This window comes from Pseudomonas syringae KCTC 12500 (assembly GCF_000507185.2).
Taxonomy (GTDB): Bacteria; Pseudomonadota; Gammaproteobacteria; order Pseudomonadales; family Pseudomonadaceae; genus Aquipseudomonas; species Aquipseudomonas syringae.
On the sequence record NZ_AYTM02000002.1, the window covers coordinates 5328918 to 5348014 of the forward strand.

Annotated in this window: 16 protein-coding genes; 10 read left to right on the forward strand and 6 right to left on the reverse strand. The window is 60.7% G+C overall.

The annotated features are described in order from the left end of the window. The first annotated feature begins 4 nt into the window (after window positions 1–4). The 3 genes from V476_RS23820 (at window position 5) to V476_RS23830 (ending at window position 4779) form a co-directional block, all read left to right on the forward strand. Window positions 5–1207, forward strand: a complete 1203-nt coding sequence (locus tag V476_RS23820) for an amino acid deaminase (RefSeq protein WP_024960869.1) — start codon at window positions 5–7, stop codon at window positions 1205–1207. A gap of 26 nt (window positions 1208–1233) precedes the next feature. Then, a complete protein-coding gene (gene kdgK, locus V476_RS23825) occupies window positions 1234–2157 on the forward strand; it encodes a 2-dehydro-3-deoxygluconokinase (RefSeq protein ID WP_024960870.1) in 924 nt (307 codons plus the stop codon). A gap of 129 nt (window positions 2158–2286) precedes the next feature. Beyond that, a complete protein-coding gene (locus V476_RS23830; protein WP_024960871.1) occupies window positions 2287–4779 on the forward strand; it encodes a UvrD-helicase domain-containing protein in 2493 nt (830 codons plus the stop codon). Window positions 4780–4789: 10 nt separating this feature from the next. On the opposite strand, the gene V476_RS23835 is transcribed toward V476_RS23830, so the two are convergent. Further along, window positions 4790–5056, reverse strand: coding sequence for a DUF1652 domain-containing protein (locus V476_RS23835; protein WP_003420677.1), 267 nt, complete (start codon window positions 5054–5056; stop codon window positions 4790–4792). 390 nt (window positions 5057–5446) lie between these two features. Here V476_RS23835 and V476_RS23840 point away from each other — a divergent pair, with 390 nt between their 5' ends. Beyond that, on the forward strand, window positions 5447–6526 hold the full coding sequence (locus tag V476_RS23840) for a polyamine ABC transporter substrate-binding protein (protein ID WP_024960872.1): 1080 nt from the start codon (window positions 5447–5449) through the stop codon (window positions 6524–6526). A gap of 6 nt (window positions 6527–6532) precedes the next feature. On the opposite strand, the gene V476_RS23845 is transcribed toward V476_RS23840, so the two are convergent. The 3 genes from V476_RS23845 to V476_RS23855 are packed head-to-tail and all read right to left on the reverse strand — an operon-like array spanning window position 6533 to window position 9105. Further along, window positions 6533–7246, reverse strand: coding sequence for an ABC transporter ATP-binding protein (locus V476_RS23845; RefSeq protein WP_024960873.1), 714 nt, complete (start codon window positions 7244–7246; stop codon window positions 6533–6535). A gap of 3 nt (window positions 7247–7249) precedes the next feature. Further along, entirely contained in the window at window positions 7250–8098 is an 849-nt protein-coding gene (locus tag V476_RS23850; protein WP_016568103.1) for an ABC transporter permease, read from the reverse strand. Continuing rightward, window positions 8095–9105, reverse strand: a complete 1011-nt coding sequence (locus V476_RS23855) for an aliphatic sulfonate ABC transporter substrate-binding protein (protein WP_024960874.1) — start codon at window positions 9103–9105, stop codon at window positions 8095–8097. The genes V476_RS23850 and V476_RS23855 overlap by 4 nt, the downstream gene beginning before the upstream one ends. 476 nt (window positions 9106–9581) lie before the next feature. On the opposite strand from V476_RS23855, the gene V476_RS23860 reads away from it, so the two are divergent. Continuing rightward, window positions 9582–10268 (forward strand): hypothetical protein, encoded by a 687-nt coding sequence (locus tag V476_RS23860; protein ID WP_024960875.1) that lies wholly within the window; start codon window positions 9582–9584, stop codon window positions 10266–10268. A 19-nt stretch (window positions 10269–10287) separates the two neighbouring features. On the opposite strand, the gene V476_RS23865 is transcribed toward V476_RS23860, so the two are convergent. Beyond that, complete coding sequence (locus V476_RS23865; RefSeq protein WP_024960876.1) at window positions 10288–11283, reverse strand: aldo/keto reductase; 996 nt, start codon at window positions 11281–11283, stop codon at window positions 10288–10290. Between the two features lie 204 nt (window positions 11284–11487). Here V476_RS23865 and lexA point away from each other — a divergent pair, with 204 nt between their 5' ends. The 5 genes from lexA to V476_RS23890 are packed head-to-tail and all read left to right on the forward strand — an operon-like array spanning window position 11488 to window position 18162. Beyond that, entirely contained in the window at window positions 11488–12105 is a 618-nt protein-coding gene (gene lexA, locus V476_RS23870; RefSeq protein WP_016568107.1) for a transcriptional repressor LexA, read from the forward strand. Further along, complete coding sequence (gene imuA / locus V476_RS23875) at window positions 12105–12725, forward strand: translesion DNA synthesis-associated protein ImuA (RefSeq protein WP_003420666.1); 621 nt, start codon at window positions 12105–12107, stop codon at window positions 12723–12725. Before lexA ends, imuA begins: the two co-directional genes overlap by 1 nt. A 7-nt stretch (window positions 12726–12732) precedes the next feature. Continuing rightward, window positions 12733–14163, forward strand: a complete 1431-nt coding sequence (locus V476_RS23880) for a Y-family DNA polymerase (protein ID WP_024960877.1) — start codon at window positions 12733–12735, stop codon at window positions 14161–14163. Further along, a complete protein-coding gene (locus tag V476_RS23885; protein ID WP_024960878.1) occupies window positions 14160–17255 on the forward strand; it encodes an error-prone DNA polymerase in 3096 nt (1031 codons plus the stop codon). Before V476_RS23880 ends, V476_RS23885 begins: the two co-directional genes overlap by 4 nt. Window positions 17256–17310: 55 nt before the next feature. After that, window positions 17311–18162: an urea carboxylase-associated family protein gene (locus V476_RS23890; RefSeq protein WP_003346705.1), complete on the forward strand. Its 852-nt coding sequence runs from the start codon at window positions 17311–17313 to the stop codon at window positions 18160–18162. A 4-nt stretch (window positions 18163–18166) separates the two neighbouring features. Here the strand turns inward: V476_RS23890 and V476_RS23895 are convergent, their stop codons facing one another. Continuing rightward, window positions 18167–19096, reverse strand: a complete 930-nt coding sequence (locus V476_RS23895) for a magnesium transporter CorA family protein (RefSeq protein ID WP_003317664.1) — start codon at window positions 19094–19096, stop codon at window positions 18167–18169. Window position 19097: the final 1 nt, after the last annotated feature.

Below are 19097 nucleotides of genomic sequence, written 5' to 3' on the forward strand. Positions count from 1 at the left end.
ACCGATGAGCACCGCCGTAATGGACAAGGGTACTGCGCAGCCGGGTGACAGCCTGGTCAGTGATGTCAGCCTGCCCGCACTGGTGATTCATAATCACGCGCTGCAACACAATATTCGCTGGATGCAGCAGTTTGTCAGCGACAGCGGCGCAGAGCTGGCACCGCACGGCAAGACCAGCATGGTGCCCGCGCTGTTTCGCCGGCAACTGGACGCGGGCGCATGGGGCATGACCCTCGCCACGGCAGTCCAGACGCAGGCCGCTTATGCGCATGGCGTGCGCCGGGTGCTGATGGCCAACCAGTTGGTCGGTGCGCCGAACATGGCAATCGTTGCCGACATGCTGGCTGACCCCATGTTCGAGTTTCACTGCATGGTCGACCATCCGGACAATGTCGCCGCGCTGGGCGAGTTTTTCGCTGCGCGTGGCCTGCGTTTGAACGTGATGATCGAATACGGCGTACCCGGCGGGCGCTGCGGCTGCCGTAGCGAAGAGCAGGTGCTGGCGCTGGCCGACGCTGTTCTGGCTCAATCGGCGCTGGCATTGACAGGCATCGAGGGGTACGAGGGCGTGATCCATGGCGATCACGCCATCCAAGGCATCAAGGCCTTTGCCGCATCGCTGGTGCGCTTGGCTGTCGACCTGCAGGACAAGGGCGCCTTCGCTCTGGATCGCCCGATCGTCACTGCGTCCGGCTCGGCCTGGTATGACCTGATCGCCGAAGCATTCGACGCCCAGGCTGTTCGCGAGCGCTTCCTCAGCGTGCTGCGACCTGGCAGCTATGTGGTGCATGACCACGGCATCTACAAGGACGCGCAGTGCTGCGTGCTGGATCGGCGCGCCGAATTGAGCGAAGCGCTGCGGCCTGCCCTGGAAGTCTGGGCGCATGTGCAATCCATGCCGGAACCGGGCTTTGCAGTGATTGCCATGGGAAAGCGCGATGTTGCCTACGACGCCGGGTTGCCCAACCCGCTGCTGCGTTACAAGCCAGGCGTGCAATCGGCTGGCGACGATGTGAGCACCTGCAAGGTGACGGCCGTCATGGACCAGCACGCATTCATGACTGTCGCACCCGGATGTGAGTTGAAGGTCGGCGATATCATTTCCTTCGGCACCTCGCACCCGTGTCTGACGTTCGACAAGTGGCGTTCAGGTTGCCTGGTGGATAATGATCTGCGGGTGATAGAACCTTTCAGTACGTATTTCTAGATAAGTATTTGCAGGAGTATCTTCACATGAGCCTTCCACGGGTCGCCCTGATCGGCGAATGCATGATCGAACTGCAACAGCATGCTGATGGCAGCCTGCGCCAGAGCTTCGGCGGCGACACGCTCAATACGGCGGTCTACCTTTCCCGATTGCTGGGTGAGCGGGCCAAGGTCGACTACGTCACGGCACTGGGTGAGGACAGCTTCAGCGATGCGATGTGCCGCATCTGGACGGACGAGGGCATCGGTCTGGGCAAGGTGCAGCGCCTGCCCGGACGCTTGCCGGGACTCTACTGCATCCAGACCGACGCCAATGGTGAGCGGCGCTTTCTCTACTGGCGCAACGAAGCTGCCGTGCGGGACTGCTTCATGACCCCGGCGGCCGAGCCGATCCTGGCAGCGCTGGCCAGCTATGACGTGCTGTATTTCAGCGGCATTACCTTGGCAGTGCTTGGCGAGCAGGGGCGTGCCAAACTGCTGGAGGCATTGGCGTGCGCGCGTCGGCGCGGTGTCAGGGTCGCCTTCGACAACAACTATCGTCCGCGGCTGTGGGCCAGTGCCGAGCAGGCCCGCGAAGCCTACCGTGCGTGTCTGCAGCATGTGGATCTGGCCTTGCTGACCGAAGACGACGAGCAGGCACTGTATGGCTATGCCGACAGCGAACAACTGCTGGCCGCCTATCGTGGGCGCGGCATCGGTGAAATCGTCGTCAAACGTGGCGCGCAGAGCTGTCTCGTTGAAGCCGGCGGCGAACGTTTCGAAATCGCAGCGCAGAAGGTCGAGCGTGTGGTCGATACCACGGCTGCGGGTGACTCCTTCAGTGCTGGTTATCTCGCGGCCCGGCTCACGGGTCAACACCCGCTGCAGGCGGCGGAAGCAGGGCATCGCCTGGCCAGTATCGTGATCCAGCATCCAGGCGCGCTGGTACCCAAGTCGGTCATGCCAGTCTGATAGCACTTGCCAAGGAACATGCAGTTGATCGGCTAACACACTGACAGACAAGCATTTCGCTGGAACCTGCGCGAAAATCCGGCCACCATAGGCGACCTTTTCGCCTGCGAGCCCACCACCGGAGTCTGCGTGCCTGACGACCTGCCTTCTGCGCTTCCTCATGACCTGGATGTCGACCTTGTACCGCCCCGGCAATTGCCGTTTTTTCGACGCCTGTTGGCGCGGCTGATGGGGCGCAGTCTTACCGGACTGCGCTCGCAGCACGCGCCCTCATGGTCGCAGGGGCATGCCGACGGTTATCTGAACGGCCACATCGAAGGCGTGCGTGAAGGCTATGAAGAGGGTTACCTGGATGGCCAGGAGTCGGGCCGCCAGGTGCTGGTCATCAACGATACCCGGCCAGCCCGGCATCGTGGCCCCAAGGTCGACGATCATTTGTTCGACGACTGGCGGCTGGCGCTTACGCCTGAGCTGAAAAAGCGCATCAAGGCCGACGTCGCCGAAAAACTCCCCGCACATGCCCAGCCCAGCGCGGCCCAGTGGAAGATGATTTTCAGCGATACGCCGTCTACCTACGTGATTGCCGGGGCAGGCGCGGGCAAGTCCACGTCGCTGGTCCTGCGGATTCTGCTGCTGCATCACTACCTGGGCTTCGAACTGAACGCCATGACGGTGGTGACCTTCACCCGTGAGTCGCGCAAGGACTTCATCAGCAAACTGATCGACGTCATGGCCCTGTGGGGGCATGTGCTGGAGCAAAAGCAGGCGCGCGAGCTGGTACGCACCTTCCATTCGCGCATTCTGCCGCTGGTGCGCAGCCTGCCGGGGTTTGAGCAGCTGCGCGCGTTCGAGAACCTGAGCAGCCAGTCGTCCGGGCTGGAAGAGGTGGACAGCAACCCCTTCGACTTGCGTATCAACGATGCGCAGCGCCAGCAACTCAATCTCTGCTATCGCGATCTGTACGCCGGTAACGAGCGTTTTCGCGAAGTCATGGCGCCGTTATATCGCCATGCCCTGCAGCTCAAGGAACTGGACCGCGATCACCCTGATGTGCAGAAACGGGTCGCGGTGACCGAGCTGTCCTCGAAACGCGATGAAGAGTGGTGCGATACCGTTGAAGACTTGTGGATCCGCGCTGGGGCCTGGCCTATAAAGGGCATTGAGCCCATGCGCCAAGCTGTTGAAATAAATGGTTTTCCGTTTTCGTTTCACGGCTATATCGCCGAGCTGGATGCCTGGGTCGTGCTGGGTCTGGACGCCAGTGAGGACCAGCAACTCAAGCGGCCGGGCGCCAAATTGCCGGTGTGGGCAGAAGGCGTCATAAAGCGCACACTGTTTCAAGCTTTCTGCAGTAAGCCATTGATATGGATGGATAACTACCAGTCGGCTAGCGAGGTTTTGCAATCGCTGGCAGGGGAAGCCGCCGCGGGGCCCGGATTCGACTACCGGGTCAAGGGCGAGCTCGGTGCGGCACCCTTGCTGGACTGTTTTGTCACGGCTGCCAGCTTTATCGAGAACCTCGAGCTGGATGTGCCGAGCGCCGTGTCCGAGATGAGTTTTGCCAGCGATGACCCGGACCGTTTCTTCTTCGAAGCGCTCAGCCTGTTCTGGAAAGCCTTCGAAACGCACCTGCTGGCTCAATCGCCGCCGATCATGACCTACAACCGCATGTTTGCCTTGTTCGGCGAAACGTCTCCCGAGAACCTCAAGCACGTCAGTGACCCGATGCTCAGACCTCTCGCGCATTTGATGATCGACGAGTTCCAGGATGTCTCGCCGCAGATCGTTTCATGGCTACGCGCCAGCCTGCGCGAAATCAGGCGTCGTGGTCCGGCATTGCACACAGGCCGCATCGCTCAGCACTCGTCGCTGCTGTGTGTTGGTGACGATTGGCAATCGATCTACGGCTGGCGCGGCAGTTCGCCGAAGTACTTCATGGAGTTCGCAAAGGAGTTTTCCTCCCCGGCGACCACCAGGGTCATGCTCAGTGACAACTTCCGCAGTCACCAGCACATCATCGACGCCGCCGAGCACATCGTCCGTGCGGCCCCGGCTATCCCGGGCAAGAAGGCCCGGGCCAGTGGCCCGCTTCAGGAACTGCTGCCGGTCAAGGTACTGGATCGCGATGAGGACGAGCTTGCCGAGCGGGTCGCCGAGCATTACCACGATGGCGACTCGATCCTGCTGCTGTACCGCAAGAGCAGCGAGAAGGCGCGCTTCTCGGCGCGTCTGCAGGCATTGATTGACGCCGATTCGGCAAATGGCGCGCAGAATCGCCGTATCAGAACGCTGACCTACCACAGTTCCAAGGGCTTGCAGGCGGATGCCGTATTTTTGCTGGGCGATTGTCAGCATCTGACCGTCTCGCCCTACAAGAATCAGGTTTACCGGTTGGCAGGGCTGGGTGATGCGAGTGATCTTCAGCCATTCGATACCGCACAGAAGGATGAAGTCTTGCGTCTGGCCTATGTCGCCATTACTCGCTCGGCACGGCACTGTTATTGGTATATCGATGAAAGCGCCAGTTCGGGAGACGCAGTTCAGATGCCCAAAGCGTCAGACCGGATTGCCCGCGACAAGCCTTTCTTCGAAGACCTGCGTAACAGGGTTCGTGCTGGCTGATGCGTTCATGTCAGATAAAACCGGCGATCTGTCGTTGCGTCTGAGTACCGAATAATTCCAGCTCGTCCTCTATGGCTTCGATGATGCGCTCCACGTCTGCGGCATTCATCACCGTTGAACAGGGCAGGCCGGCAATGGCGACCACGGTTTCACCGCTGGCACGGTCGAAAAGTCGCGCAATCATGCTCCCTGGCGCATCCATCGAGGCTTCAAAGCCCACGGGGTGGAAGTGCCAGCGCATCAGTTGGCAGGCATTGGGGAATGTGACTTTAGTCATGACGATGGCCCACCTGAATCAATCGAGCACTTCCTTTGCTCCAATGGGTAGGCAGACAGCCAGAATGCGTCCGGTAAAGCCGTGATGACGAGACGATGACCAGCGGTGCGCATCATCGGTCGGTCAAGTTGCTTTCCAGCAGGATCGCTGAGCGGTCTGACGAACACTGAAAATAGCATTTGCCAGCACCGTTCTGGAAAAATTTTTTATGACGCAGCACAAAAAAATCAATTATATGACCGGTGTCATTAGAAGGTATTAATGGGCACGCTCCATGCATTTGCCGAGCCGCTGCCGCAAGTCCTTTCAATGGAATGAATTTGCCGTGACGAAGATGGTTTTCGTGCCGGGTCTGGGGCAAGCTGTCGCTATTGACCCGAGGAACCGCACATGCTGAGAAACTCCCTTGCCGCACTGATGTTGCTGGCCTCGACCAGTCACGCGGCGGAGACGGTCAATATCTACAACTGGACGGACTATATAGCGCCGGACACCCTGAAGAATTTCGAAGTCGCCACCGGCTTCAAGACCACTTACGAAACCTTTGAAACCAATGAGGCGCTGAACGCAAAACTGCTGGCGGGCCACTCGGGCCATGATGTGGTTTTTCCGTCCATTCATTTCATGGGACGACAAATCCAGAGCGGACTGCTCAAGACCCTCGACAAACGGCAGTTGCCCAACTGGAAAAACCTCAACCCGGTCCTGCTCAAGGCGCTGGAGGGCAGTGACCCCGGTAACCAGCATGGCTTCCCTTATCTGTGGGGCAGTACCGGCATCGGCTATGACTCAACCAAGGTCAAGGCCATCCTCGGCAAGGATGCACCGCTCGATTCCTGGGATCTGGTGCTCAAGCCGGAAAACATGAAAAAGCTCGCCCAATGCGGTGTGGTATTTCTCGACAGCGCGCCGGCTCTGCTGCCGATCACCTTGAATTACCTTGGCTTGCCGCCACACAGCGAAGTGCCTGACGACTACCGCCAGGCAAAGGCGGTACTGGACAGCGTGCGGCCGTACATACGCAATTTCAGTTCTGCCGATTACATCGCCGACCTCGCGAAGGGCAGGATTTGTGTCGCGGTGGGCTATTCCGGGGATATTTCCCAGGCTCAGGAGCAGGCGCAGAAAGAAGGCAATGGCTTCACCATCGATTATGTCGTTCCGAAGGAGGGCGCGCCCATGTGGTTCGATATGGCCGCCATCCCGGCTGACGTCACCGATACCAAGGGGGCCTACGCGTTCCTGAATTACCTGCTGCGCCCCGAAGTGATCGCCAATATCACCAATACCGTGCATTACGCCAATGGCAATGAAAAGGCAGACGCGCTTATCGGCCCAGGCCTGTGGACCGATACCACGGTGTACCCGGACGCCGACATGCTGAGCCGCCTGTTCGTGATGTCTCAGGTCCCCGAAACTATCGATACGTTGCGCGAGAAGCTCTGGGACACATTCAGGGCCGACAAGTAACGCTGTTCAGATGACATGGGCCTGCTGCAGTTCGGTCAGCGCCTGAGCTTTCAAGCGGGCCAGCAGCGGATCGCGACGATCCCTGGGCGTCTGCAGCCCGATCGGCAATTGGTGGGTGATTGTGCCGGGACGGCTGCCCATCACCAGCACGCGGTCGCTCAGGTACAACGCCTCGTCGACATCATGGGTCACCAGCAACAGGGTGATGGCGTGGCGCGCGGCCAGTTGCAGCAGCAGGTCCTGAAGCTTCATCCGGGTAAACGCATCGACTGCGCTGAAAGGCTCATCCAGCAGCAACACCGCCGGGTGCGAGTACAGGCCGCGCACGATAGCCACGCGCTGCGCCATGCCCCCTGACAGCGCTTTGGGCAAGGCGTCGGCAAAACCGGAAAGGCCCACTTCTTCGATCAATTGGCCGACCCAGTGGCGGTCGTAGCGGTCATCGTCACTGAAACCGATATTCTGTGCGACGGTCAGCCAGGGCATCAGGCGCGGCTCTTGAAACACGAACGCCACTTCGCCCTGAATGCGCGGCACCGAACCACGAAAATCCTGCTCCAGTCCGGCGACAATCCTCAACAGCGTGCTTTTGCCGCAGCCGCTGGGGCCCAGCAGGCTGACGATTTCACCTGACTGCAGCGACAGATCGATGCCGTGCAGCACGGTATTGCCCGCGAACGCCTTGTGCTCGACGCGTATATCCATCAGTGATTCCGGCATGTATCAACCCTCACGGCTTTGCCCGTTGAATGTATCGCGCCAGGCCAGGAAGCGTTTTTCCAGGCTTGCCAGCAGGCCGTCGCTGAGTTTGCCCAGGGTCGCCAGAACGATGATGGCCGCCAGCACGATGTCCGGGCGCGAGGTTTCGCGCCCGTCACTGAGCAGGTAGCCCAGGCCTTTGGTGGCCGCGATCAGCTCGGCGGCCACCAGAAACATCCACGACAGGCTCATGCCGCTGCGCAAACCGGTAAACAGGCCGGGCAGGGCGGCGGGCAGAAGAATGCGCCGGGTCAGGCGATAGCGGCTCAAACCATACATCTGGCCGACTTCCACCAGCTTTCGGTCAATGCCTCGAATCGCGGCCACGCCGTTTAGATAGACCGGAAAGAACGCACCAATGGCAATCAGCACGATTTTCGATGTCTCGCCAATGCCCAGCCATAGCAGCAGAAGCGGCACCCACGCCAGACTCGGAATGGAGCGAAGGCCGGCGAATGTCGGCTCCAGATACGCCTCTGCCTCACGACTGAGCCCCACCCACGCGGCAAACACCAGAGCCAGGCTCGCGCCGATCGCAAACCCGCTGAGCACACGCAACAGACTGGCACTGATGTGTTTCCACAACGCACCGTCCGCCAGGTCGCGCAGGGTCAGCACGATCTCGCTGGGCGCTGGCATCTGGTAGGCAGGCAGCCAGCCGATGCGGACGATAATTTCCAGCAGGGCGATGATCACCGCCGGCACCACCAGGCCCTTGAGTGGCGTTCGGTAGCGCTGCCAAAGCGTTGGTTGCGCCTTGTCCGGCACTGCTGCCTGCGCTGATGCAGGCAACGTTTCGTCCCGGCTGGTCATGGAGTGGCGATCACGGCTTTGGAGAATTCAGGCGTGATCAGTTGATCGATGACCTGCTCGACATTGACGCCCTTGCGCACCAGGTCCTCCGCGACCAGAATCGGCGCTGCGGCCTTGGACGCCTCGACGTCTTGCGCGCTCAGTTGCGGGTTGCTCAGGTCTGTGCGGGTCAATTGCAGCCTGGCGACTTCCAGCGGCAGGCCCGACTCGGTCGCCAGCAGCCTGACCAGCTCATCAGGGTTTTTCACTGCCCATTCTCGAGCCTGTTCATAAGCGCTCAATACTGTCCTGATCGCCTGTGGATGTTCCTTGGCGTAGGTTTCCGTGACGCTCAGTACGCCATAGCTGTTGAAGTCCTTGTTGCGGTAAAGCAGGCGCGAGCCGGACTGTATTTCACTGGCCGCCATGTGCGGGTCAAGCCCTGCCCAGGCATCTACGTCACCTTTTTCAAGGGCTGTGCGCCCATCGGGATGCTGCAAGTGCAGCAGCTCGACATCATCCTTTTTCAGCCCGGCCTTCTGCAGCGCGCGCAAGGTGAACAGATAAGGGTCGGTGCCTTTGGTGGCGGCTATTTTCTTGCCTTTGAGCTCGGCAACTGATTGCAGGGGAGAATCCTTGCGCACCACCAGCGCCGTCCATTCTGCACGGCTGTAGACATACACCGACTTGATCGGGCTGCCGTTGGCCCGGGCCAGCACGGCAGACAGGCTGGCCGATGAAGCGAAGTCGACGCTGCCACTGTTCAGGTACTCCAGCGAGCGGTTGCTGCCCTGGCTCAACACCCAGGTGACTTTCGCCTCCGGCAGGGCTTTCTCCAGCCAGCCAAAATGCTTGAGCGCCAGGCTGACCGGCGAATAGTAGGCGTAGTCCAGACGGATTTCGGCAGGCGCGGTCTCGGCGGCCTCAACTGCACCGTTGAGGCTCAACGCCAATACACAGGTGCTCGCCATCCAGCGAATCAGCGCGCGGGGAGACAGCAACCGAAAAGAAACGGGGGGTTGTGGCATAGTGGCATCCAGGTCAGGAAAACTAGAGCCGCAGCGACCGGTTGGTATATTCCAAAACAGGCAGTTCGCAGGGCGTGAAATTCAGAAAAGGAATATTGCACGCTCTATGCCAAACACCAGAGTGCTTGAATTCAAGGGTTTTACGCGGCTTTCCGATGTCCGTGATGTTGATCTGACAGCGGTCTGTTGAATGGCTGTTGCCAGGCAAACAGTCAGGTCTGATGACTCCTCTTTCGACGATTTTTTGACATTTTCTCTGTTTGTCAGACGATTTTTTTGCCGGCATTGCAACAGAATCGTTTTTTGACACTCTTAATCGTCCACATTCTTAATTTCGAAACATGTGCGCACTAAGATTCGCGCGTGACCCTTTTTGACTGATCCGCAGAAATTTCCAGGGCGAGCTGCACAAGCCTGCGTATTCGCACCAGCCAGATGGCTGTCCCCTTTCAAATGCGCACCGGACTCAGAAAATAATGAAAATGCCGAAAATGCCTTCCATCACCCGACTTCAGCGCCGTCTTGCGTGGTGCTTCTTCCCCTCCGTGCTGGTGGCTTCTGCCTTGGCCTTTTTCACCTTGGGCAAAGGCGTCCATGCAGAGCCCAAGAATGGTACCCAGACACTGGTGTTTCTTCGTCACGCCGAAAAACCGGCCATGGGGCTGGGGCAACTAAACTGCCAGGGGCTCAACCGGGCGATAGAACTGTCGGAAGTCCTGCCCAGGGAATTCGGCAAGGCTGATTTCATTTTTGCTGCCAATCCGAGCCGACATGTGGAAGAGGGTGAGGGCGACCAGTCCTACAGCTATGTTCGTCCGTTGATGACGGTAGGCCCCAGCGCAATCAAACTGGGTCTGCCCGTCAACCTCGACTTCGGTGCCAATGACACCGCAGACCTGGCCGATGAACTGATGCAGGACAAGTACCACAACGCAGTCATCTACACCGCCTGGTCGCACGGCTACCTGCCGGAGCTGATCAACAAGGTTGCTGAAGAGGCGTCCGGCAAGAGCATCAATCTGCTGGATGACTGGACAAACGACGATTTCGACTCAGTGGTTGTCGTCACCCTGAAATGGGTCGATGGTAAAGCCACGCTCGATTACAAGAATCAAAAGCAGGGCCTCAACAACGGCACCCAGACCTGCCCTGAAGCGACCTGATGTCGAACCGCAACGGTTTTCAGCCGTTGAGCGACTTCATCGACGCCGCGTTATAACGCTCCCCGGATGCCGACCCCTGGGCCGGGAAAATCGCTTCCAGCTGGACAAGGTCATCGGCACTCAGCGTCAATGAAGCTGCGGCCACATTGCTTTCCAGGTACTTGCGCTGCTTGGTGCCGGGGATCGGAATGATGTCCTCGCTCTGGGCAAGCACCCAGGCCAGCGCCAGTTGTGATGCGCTGATGCCCCTGGCCGTAGCCAGTGTTTTTACCTTCTCGACCAATTGCAGATTGCGATTGAAGTTTTCGCCCTGAAACCGTGGGGTGAAGCGACGATAGTCATCGGCCGCGAAATCGTCCGGGGTACGCAATTCACCGGTCAGAAACCCCCGACCGAGCGGGCTATACGCCACGAAGGCAATGCCCAGACGACGGCAGGTGGCAAGCACGCCATCCTGTTCAGGATCGCGTGACCAGAGTGAGTACTCGCTCTGCACAGCCGCCAGCGGGTGCACCGCGTGTGCCTTTTCGATGGTCGCTGCACTGGCTTCGCAAATACCTATGTGGCGTACCTTGCCAGCCTTGACCAGTTCGGCCATGGCGCCAATGGTGTCCTCGATGGGCACGTTGGGGTCGACGCGGTGCTGATAATAGAGATCAAGGTAATCGGTGTTCAGCCGCTTCAGACTGGCGTCGATGGACTGGCGAATGTACGCCGGGCTGCCATTGACGCCACGTGCATGCGGGTCGTCGCCACGCACGATGCCGAACTTGCTGGCCAGGTAGATACCTTCACGCTTGCCCTCGAGGGCACGGCCAAGCAAGGCTTCGTTGGTGTACGGGCCGTACATGTCCGCCGTATCGAAAAAAGTGACACCCAGCTCCAGCGCGCGGTGCAAGGTGGCGATGGATTCCTTTTCGTCGATGCCGGTGGTGTAGAAGTCCGACATTCCCATGCAGCCCAGCCCGAGGGCCGAAACCTGCGGACCGAGTTGACCCAATTGGCGCGTGATCACAATGAGTGCTCCTGATCGTTGAAAGAACGGTCGAGTTTCGCCTCTTTGCCGGGCTCAATAAACCGGGTGTTTCTTATTTCACTGTTGTTGAAATCCAAACAATGTCGCCTATAGCGGTGTTCATTGCCTGTCGTGGGGCATGCAACACCGCGCCTCTTGAATCCGACAAAGCGCGCTAGTCACACAATGCCGAATGGAGTACAAATGTACTCCATGAGCACATTATCTCCTCGACGCAGCGCTATCCTTACCTTCATCCGCGATCGCATCGCGCAGCAGGGGCAATCACCGAGCCTGGCGGAAATTTCCGCGGCTTTCGGTTTTGCTTCGCGCAGCGTGGCGCGCAAACACATTGTGGCCCTCACTGAAGCCGGGCTGATCGAAGTCGTCCCTCATCAGGCACGGGGTATTCGCCTGCTGAACACTGAGCCACGGCCCGAATTGCTGGAAATTCCGGTACTGGGGCGCGTGGCGGCGGGCGTACCGATCGGACCTGATCTCGATATACACACCACGCTGCACCTGGACCGCAGCACCTTTACCCGTGTGCCGGATTACCTGCTGCGTGTGCAGGGCGACTCGATGATCGAGGACGGTATTCTCGATGGCGATCTGGTGGGCGTGCACCGTAACCCGCAGGCCAGTGACGGGCAGATCGTGGTTGCCCGTCTGGACGGCGAGGTGACCATCAAACGCCTGCAACGCCGCGCCGATCAGGTGCGCCTGTTGCCACGCAACCCGGCCTACGAACCGATCATCGTCACGCCCGATCAGGACTTCGCCATCGAAGGCGTATTCTGCGGGCTGGTGCGTCGCGAATGATGGGCGCGGTGGTCAGCCTGGATGCCTTGCTGGATGAGCGCAGGGTCTGGAAAGGGCGTCAGCAGAGCGCGCCACAGGTCAGCCCGCAGCCCAGTGGCCACGTGTTGCTGGACGCTGCGTTGCCCACCGGCGGCTGGCCTGCTGCGGCCCTGACTGAAATCCTCATTCCGGCCAATGGCAGCGGCGAACTGCGCCTGCTGTGGCCGAGCCTGGCCCGGCTCTCCGCGATCGCCGAGCGCATTGTGCTGGTCGCACCGCCTTATATTCCGTACCCACAGGCCTGGCTGGCCGCCGGAGTCGATCTGCGTCAGTTGGTGGTGATCGAGGCGAGTCCCCGCGATGCGTTGTGGGCCGCCGAGCAATGCCTGCGTTCCGGCAGCTGTGGCGCGGTCGTGTGCTGGCCCGGCATGGTCGATGACCGTGCACTGCGACGCTTGCAGGTGGCTGCCGAAACCGGGCAGACCCTGGCCTTTGCCTGTCGCCCGCAGCAGGCCGCCGCCAACCCTTCACCTGCTGCCCTGCGCATAGCGCTCGATACCCGTCCCGCACAGTTACGGGTGCTCAAATGCCGAGGCGGACTTGCGCCGCCTTTCCCCATTCCGTTCCCGACCGACGCTTGAGGTTCTTATGCTCTGGGCCTGTGTCTTGCTGCCGCAACTGGCGCTGGACGGCGTCATGCGTCGTCACGGCAACCCCGATGAACCGCTGGCGCTGATCAGCGGCAGCGCTCAACGTCGCGTGTTGCAGAGCGTCAATCCGGCTGCGCGTGCGTTGGGCCTGAAAGCCGGGCAGTCGCTGACCGCAGCACAGGCGCTGGTGCCGAACTTCACCACGATCGAGCATGACCCGGCCGATATCGAGCGTTTGCAGCAACTGCTCGCGGCCTGGGCCTACGGTTTCAGTTCCAATGTCAGCCTCAAGTACCCGAGGGTGCTGCTGATGGAAATCGAATCCAGCCTCAAGCTGTTCGGCCCCTGGCCGGTGTTCGAGGCGCGTTTGCGTGAAGAGCTGACCACGCAGGGTTTTCGCCATCGCATCGTGGTCGCGCCCAACCCGATAGCCGCGCGAATGCTGGCCAACATGCATGACGGGCTGAGCATCGACTGTCCGCATGAATTACGTCGCCGTCTGGAGCAGATGCCACTGGAACGCATCGGGCTGAGCCGCGAAACCGCTACCGCCCTGACACGCATGGGGCTGCGTAGTGTGCGGCAGGTGCTGGCGCTGCCCCGCGATACGCTGGCACGGCGGTTTCCGGCCAGCGTGCTGCAGCACCTCGACACCTTGCTCGGCGAGCGCCCCGTGGCGCTGGAGTGCTACACTCCGCCGGACTTTTTCGATGTACGCATCGAGCTGAATTTCGATGTCGAGTCCCATCAGGCCCTGTTGTTTCCGCTCAAGCGGCTGATCGCCGATCTGGTCTTGTTCCTGGCCGGACGCGACAGCGGTGTGCAGCGATTTTCCCTGCACCTCGAGCATGTGCCAGGGCCGGAGACCGTCGTGCCGGAGACTGTCGTACCAGTCGGGCTGCTGAGCGCCGAGCGCGATGCGTCGATGCTCTTCGAACTGGCCCGCGGCAGGCTGGAGCAGGTGCTGGTAGCGTCGCCGGTACGTGCCGTGCGCCTGCTGGCGCGAGACTTGCCGGATTTCGTCCCGGCGCACCGTCAGTTGTTCGATGAGCGCGTGCAGCAGACCTTGCCCTGGGAGCAACTGCGCGAGCGCCTGCGGGCGCGTCTGGGTGACGAGTCGGTCAATGGCTTGCGCGCCCAGGCCGATTATCGTCCCGAATGTGCCTGGCAAGCGCACAGCAGCAGCAAACCGGTCCTGCCGGCCAGAGGCTTCACGCGTCCGGGCTGGCTGCTGCGCGAGCCTCAGCCACTGCCGGTACAGGCGACCCGCATCGTGGCCGGGCCCGAGCGAATCGAATCCGGGTGGTGGGACGGCGGCGATGTGCGCCGCGACTATTACCTGGTCGAAACCGCCAGTGGCCAACGCGCCTGGGCGTATCGCGCGGTTGGCGAGCCGGGTGAGTTGCTGCTGCATGGCTGGTTCGCATGACCAGCGAATACGCCGAGCTGCATTGCCTGTCCAACTTCAGCTTTCAGCGGGGCGCCTCGAGCGCACGCGAACTGTTTGAACGGGCGGTGCGCCATGGCTACAAGGCGCTGGCAATCACCGACGAGTGCACCCTGGCCGGCATCGTACGCGCCTGGCAGGCGTCCAAAAGCACCGGTCTGCCGTTGATCGTCGGCAGCGAAATGCACATCGAAAACGGCCCGAAAGTCGTCTTGCTGGTGGAAAACCAGACAGGCTATGAGGCGCTGTGCAAATTGATCACGGTCGCACGCCGCAGGGCCAAAAAAGGCGAATACCGCGTGTTGCGCGAAGACTTCGAGCCTGCGCCGGCCGGGTTGCTGGCCCTCTGGCTGCCGGACCTCGACGGGGATGCTCAAGCCTGTCTGGCCGGCGGACGCTGGTTGCGTGAGAGATTTGCCGAGCGCCTGTGGCTGGGTGTCGGGCTGCACCGTGGCCCGGATGACGAGCAGCGGCTGGCCGACCTGCTGGCGCTGGCGCAATCGCTGGGTATTCCGGCAGTGGCCAGTGGCGATGTACATATGCACGCGCGTGGTCGGCGCGCCTTGCAGGACACCATGACTGCCATCCGCCACCACACCACAGTGGCCGAGGCAGGTCATCTGCTGTTTGCCAATGGTGAGCGCCATTTGCGGCCACTGGATGCGCTCAGCGAGCATTACCCGGACTGGCTGCTTGCTGAGTCGGTGCGTATTGCCCGGCGCTGCACCTTCGACCTGGGCGATTTGAAATACGAATACCCGCATGAGCTGGTCCCCAAGGACCAAACCTCCACGTCCTGGCTACGTGAACTGACCGAACGCGGTGTTCGCAGGCGCTGGCCGGGTGGCCTGACACCGGCCACCCGTGCGCAGGTCGAGAAGGAACTGGCGCTGATCGCGGAAAAGAAGTTCGACAGCTACTTTCTGACCGTGCATGACATCGTCGAGTTTGCCCGCAGCCAGCACATACTTTGCCAGGGACGCGGCTCGGCGGCCAACTCGGCAGTGTGTTATGCGCTGGGGATCACCGAACTGAACCCGGAACAGAGCAACCTGCTGTTCGAGCGCTTCATCTCCAGAGAGCGCAACGAGCCACCGGACATCGACGTGGATTTCGAGCATGACCGCCGCGAAGAAGTCATTCAGTACATCTTTCGGCGCTATGGCCGGGGCAGGGCAGCGCTGACGGCCGTAGCCAGCACTTATCACGGTTCCGGCGCGATGCGTGACGTGGCCAAGGTGCTGGGCTTGCCGCCAGACCAGATCAATGCCCTGGCCGAAGCCTTCAGCCGCTGGAGCGATTCATTGCCGTCGCCTGAACGCTTGCGCGAATACGGCTTCGATGCCGACACGCCGATCCTCAAGCGCGTGCTGGCGCTGACCGGCGAACTGATCGGTTTTCCCCGGCACCTGTCGCAACACCCGGGGGGATTCGTGATTTCCGAACACCCGCTTGAAACGCTAGTGCCGGTCGAGAACGCCGCAATGGCCGACCGTACCATCATCCAGTGGGACAAGGACGACCTGGACCTGGTCGGCCTGCTGAAAGTCGACATTCTTGCACTGGGCATGCTCAGTGCCTTGCGCCGCACATTCGATCTGGTGCATTTGCACCGTGGCCAACGATGGACCCTGGCAAGTCTTCCGGGCGACGACCGGAAAACCTACGAAATGATCAGCCGGGCCGACACCGTTGGCGTGTTCCAGATCGAGTCCCGTGCGCAGATGGCCATGCTGCCGCGCCTCAGACCGGAAAAATTCTACGACCTGGTCATCGAAGTCGCCATCGTCCGGCCAGGGCCGATCCAGGGCGACATGGTTCACCCGTACCTGAGGCGGCGCAATGGCGAAGAGGCGGTCACCTATCCGCCCAAGCTTGAATCGGTGTTCAAGCGCACCCTGGGTGTGCCGCTGTTCCAGGAGCAGGTCATGGAAGTGGCTATTCTGGCCGCCGACTACACGCCGGGCGAAGCGGACGAGTTGCGTCGCGCGATGGCCGCGTGGAAACGTCACGGCGGCCTCGAGCCGCATCGCGAACGGCTGCGCACGGGCATGCTGAAAAACGGCTACGAAGCGAACTTTGCCGACCGGATCTTCGAACAGATCAAGGGCTTTGGCAGTTATGGTTTTCCCGAATCCCATGCCGCCAGTTTCGCCTTGCTGACCTACGCCAGTTGCTGGCTCAAGTGCCATGAACCGGCAGCGTTCACCTGCGCACTGATCAACAGCTGGCCGATGGGGTTCTATAGCCCGGATCAGCTGTTGCAGGACGCACGCCGCCACCACATTGAAATTCGCCCGGTGGATGTGCGTTACAGCGACTGGGATTGCTCGCTGGAGCCGCTCGATCATCCTGACCGCACGCGTAATCTGGCGATTCGTCTCGGGCTGCGCATGGTCCGTAGCTTTCGTGAAGAAGATGCCTTGCGCATCGAAGCCGCGCGCGCGAAACGGCCGTTTGTCGATGCCACGGACCTGACGTTGCGCGCCGAGCTGGACTCGCGTGCCGCCGAAGCGCTGGCGGATTCCGGTGCCTTGCGCGGCCTGATCGGCCATCGGCACCGGGCGCGCTGGGAAGTGGCCGGGGTTGAGGCCCAGCGTCCGCTGTTCTACGACCTGCCCAGCGAAGAAACCCAGGTGATCTTGCCGCTGCCGACCGTGGCCGAAGACCTGGTGGCCGACTACACAACGCTGGGCACCACCCTGGGCCCACACCCGCTGGCCTTGCTGCGCCGGCAACTGGCTGCCAAGCGCTTTCGCAGCTCACAAGACTTGTTACACCTGGAAAACGACCGGACCCTCAGCGTGGCGGGGCTGGTCATTGGTCGTCAACGACCGGGCACTGCGAGTGGCGTGACGTTCGTCACCCTTGAAGATGAGTTCGGCATGGTCAACGTGGTGGTCTGGCGCGACCTGGCCGAGCGTCAGCGCAAGGTATTGGTGGGCTCGCAATTGCTGCAGGTGTTCGGGCGACTGGAATCGAAAAGCGGGGTGCGGCACCTGATTGCCCAGCGCCTGTACGACCTGACGCCGTTGCTCACCGGGCTGGATGTGCGCAGCCGGGATTTCCAGTAATCGGGCCTGTAATTTGCAGTATCAATCGGCACATCCTGCCACCGAGAAGCCCAGTATGTACAAAGACTATCCAGCCGCTTACCAGGTCAGCAAAGGCGCGGCACTGCAAGTGGACACTGCCTTTTATGAGCGCATCCGCACGAATGCGCAGCAACGCACCCTCGTCGAACAGTTTGAAGTACCGATTCGTACCGGGCGGGCCTGGAAGGTCAAGGCCGGTCAGGTGTTTCGGGTCACCACACCGGTGGGCCCGCAAGTCGGCGATTTCAATGTCTGGAACGCCAACGACCCCCGCGAGCGACTGTGGGCTGCGCGCACGCGGCAGTTGCAGGGTGCGCATGTCAGCACCCATGACCGGTTGTGGTCGAACCTGCCGTTTTTGCGGCCAATGGTAACCATCACCGATGACAGTCTGGCCAGTTACGGAACCGACGAGCACGGCGGCCGCCTGCATGACCTGCTCGGCACGCGTTGCGATCCCTACGTCAACAAGATGCTGACCGGCGAAGATTTTCACCATCACTGCCATTCCAACCTGACCCGCGCAGTGCTGCCGCACGGGCTGACCGAGTTCGATGTGCACGATGTGCTGAACATCTTCCAGTGCACCGGCCTGAACCATGACGACCTGTATTTCATGAAAGCCTGCCCGGCGCAGAAGGGCGACTATCTGGAGTTCTTCGCGGAAATCGACCTGCTGTGTGCTTTGTCGACCTGTCCGGGTGGCGACCTGTCACTGCCGATGTGGGGGCCTGATGCGCAGGACCCGCTGAGCGTCTGCCGACCGCTGGGCGTCGAGATCTATGACCTCGACGCGTCGCTGCTGGACGGCTGGCAGTCTCCCGAGCGCGCGGCTTACAACGGCCTGCATGGTCTGCAGATCGCCAAGGCCGATTGGGAGCGATAACGGCTCAGGCCGCGCGCGCCATTCTGCGCAGCCCCCAGACCATCACCGCCCCCATTCCGAGCATGGCCAGTAGCAGTGCCGGGTAAGACACCCACCAGTGCAGCGGGGCGGTCATCATGCTGAATTCCGACATGCCGCCGATCCCGGCAATCAGGTTCAACGGCAGAAACACCACATTGATCAAGGTCAGTTTGCGCAGCAGGGTGTTGGTGCTGTTATTGACCAGATTGCCGCGCGCATCCATCAGACCGGCGAACACCGTGGAATAGATCTCCGCCTGTTTGTAGCACTGGTCGTTCTCGATGATCATGTCGTCGATCAGCGCCAGGCTGTCGGCGGCGTATTGCCTACCTTGCGCATGATTGCGCAGACGCGTCAGGACCGCACCGTTGCTGTGGATGGCGTTGATGTAATACACCAGACTTTCGCTGAGGTTGAACATCTGCAGCAGATGGCGGTTTTCCAGGGAAGAGTTGAATTTCTGCTGCAATTCCCGGGCGACCATCTTGATGACTTTCAAGTGACCCAGATAGTGATGAATGTTGTTGAACAGCAGTTCCAGAAGGATATCCAGCGGCTGGTTCAACGGGCGGTGAGCCCCCAGCGCGCTCAAGGGTTGCTCGTCATCACAGATCAGCACCAGTTGGTCCCGGCTCAGCAGCACGCCAAAGGACGAAACGTCGAACGAGAAGCTGTCCTTGCCCGAATAGTTCTCGGGACGTTTCCAGATGACGAACAACGCATCAGGGTGAAACTCGATGCGCGAAATTTCGTCCGGGTCGAGTGCCGAGGCAACGGCGTGCTCATCAAGGTGGAATCGCTCCAGCAATAATCTGCGTTCCCCGGCATCAGGTTTGCTGAACCACAGCACCTGGGCCTTTTGCGGATCACATGCCAGCAACTGGTTGTTGTCGAGTTTCAGGCCCTGAATCATC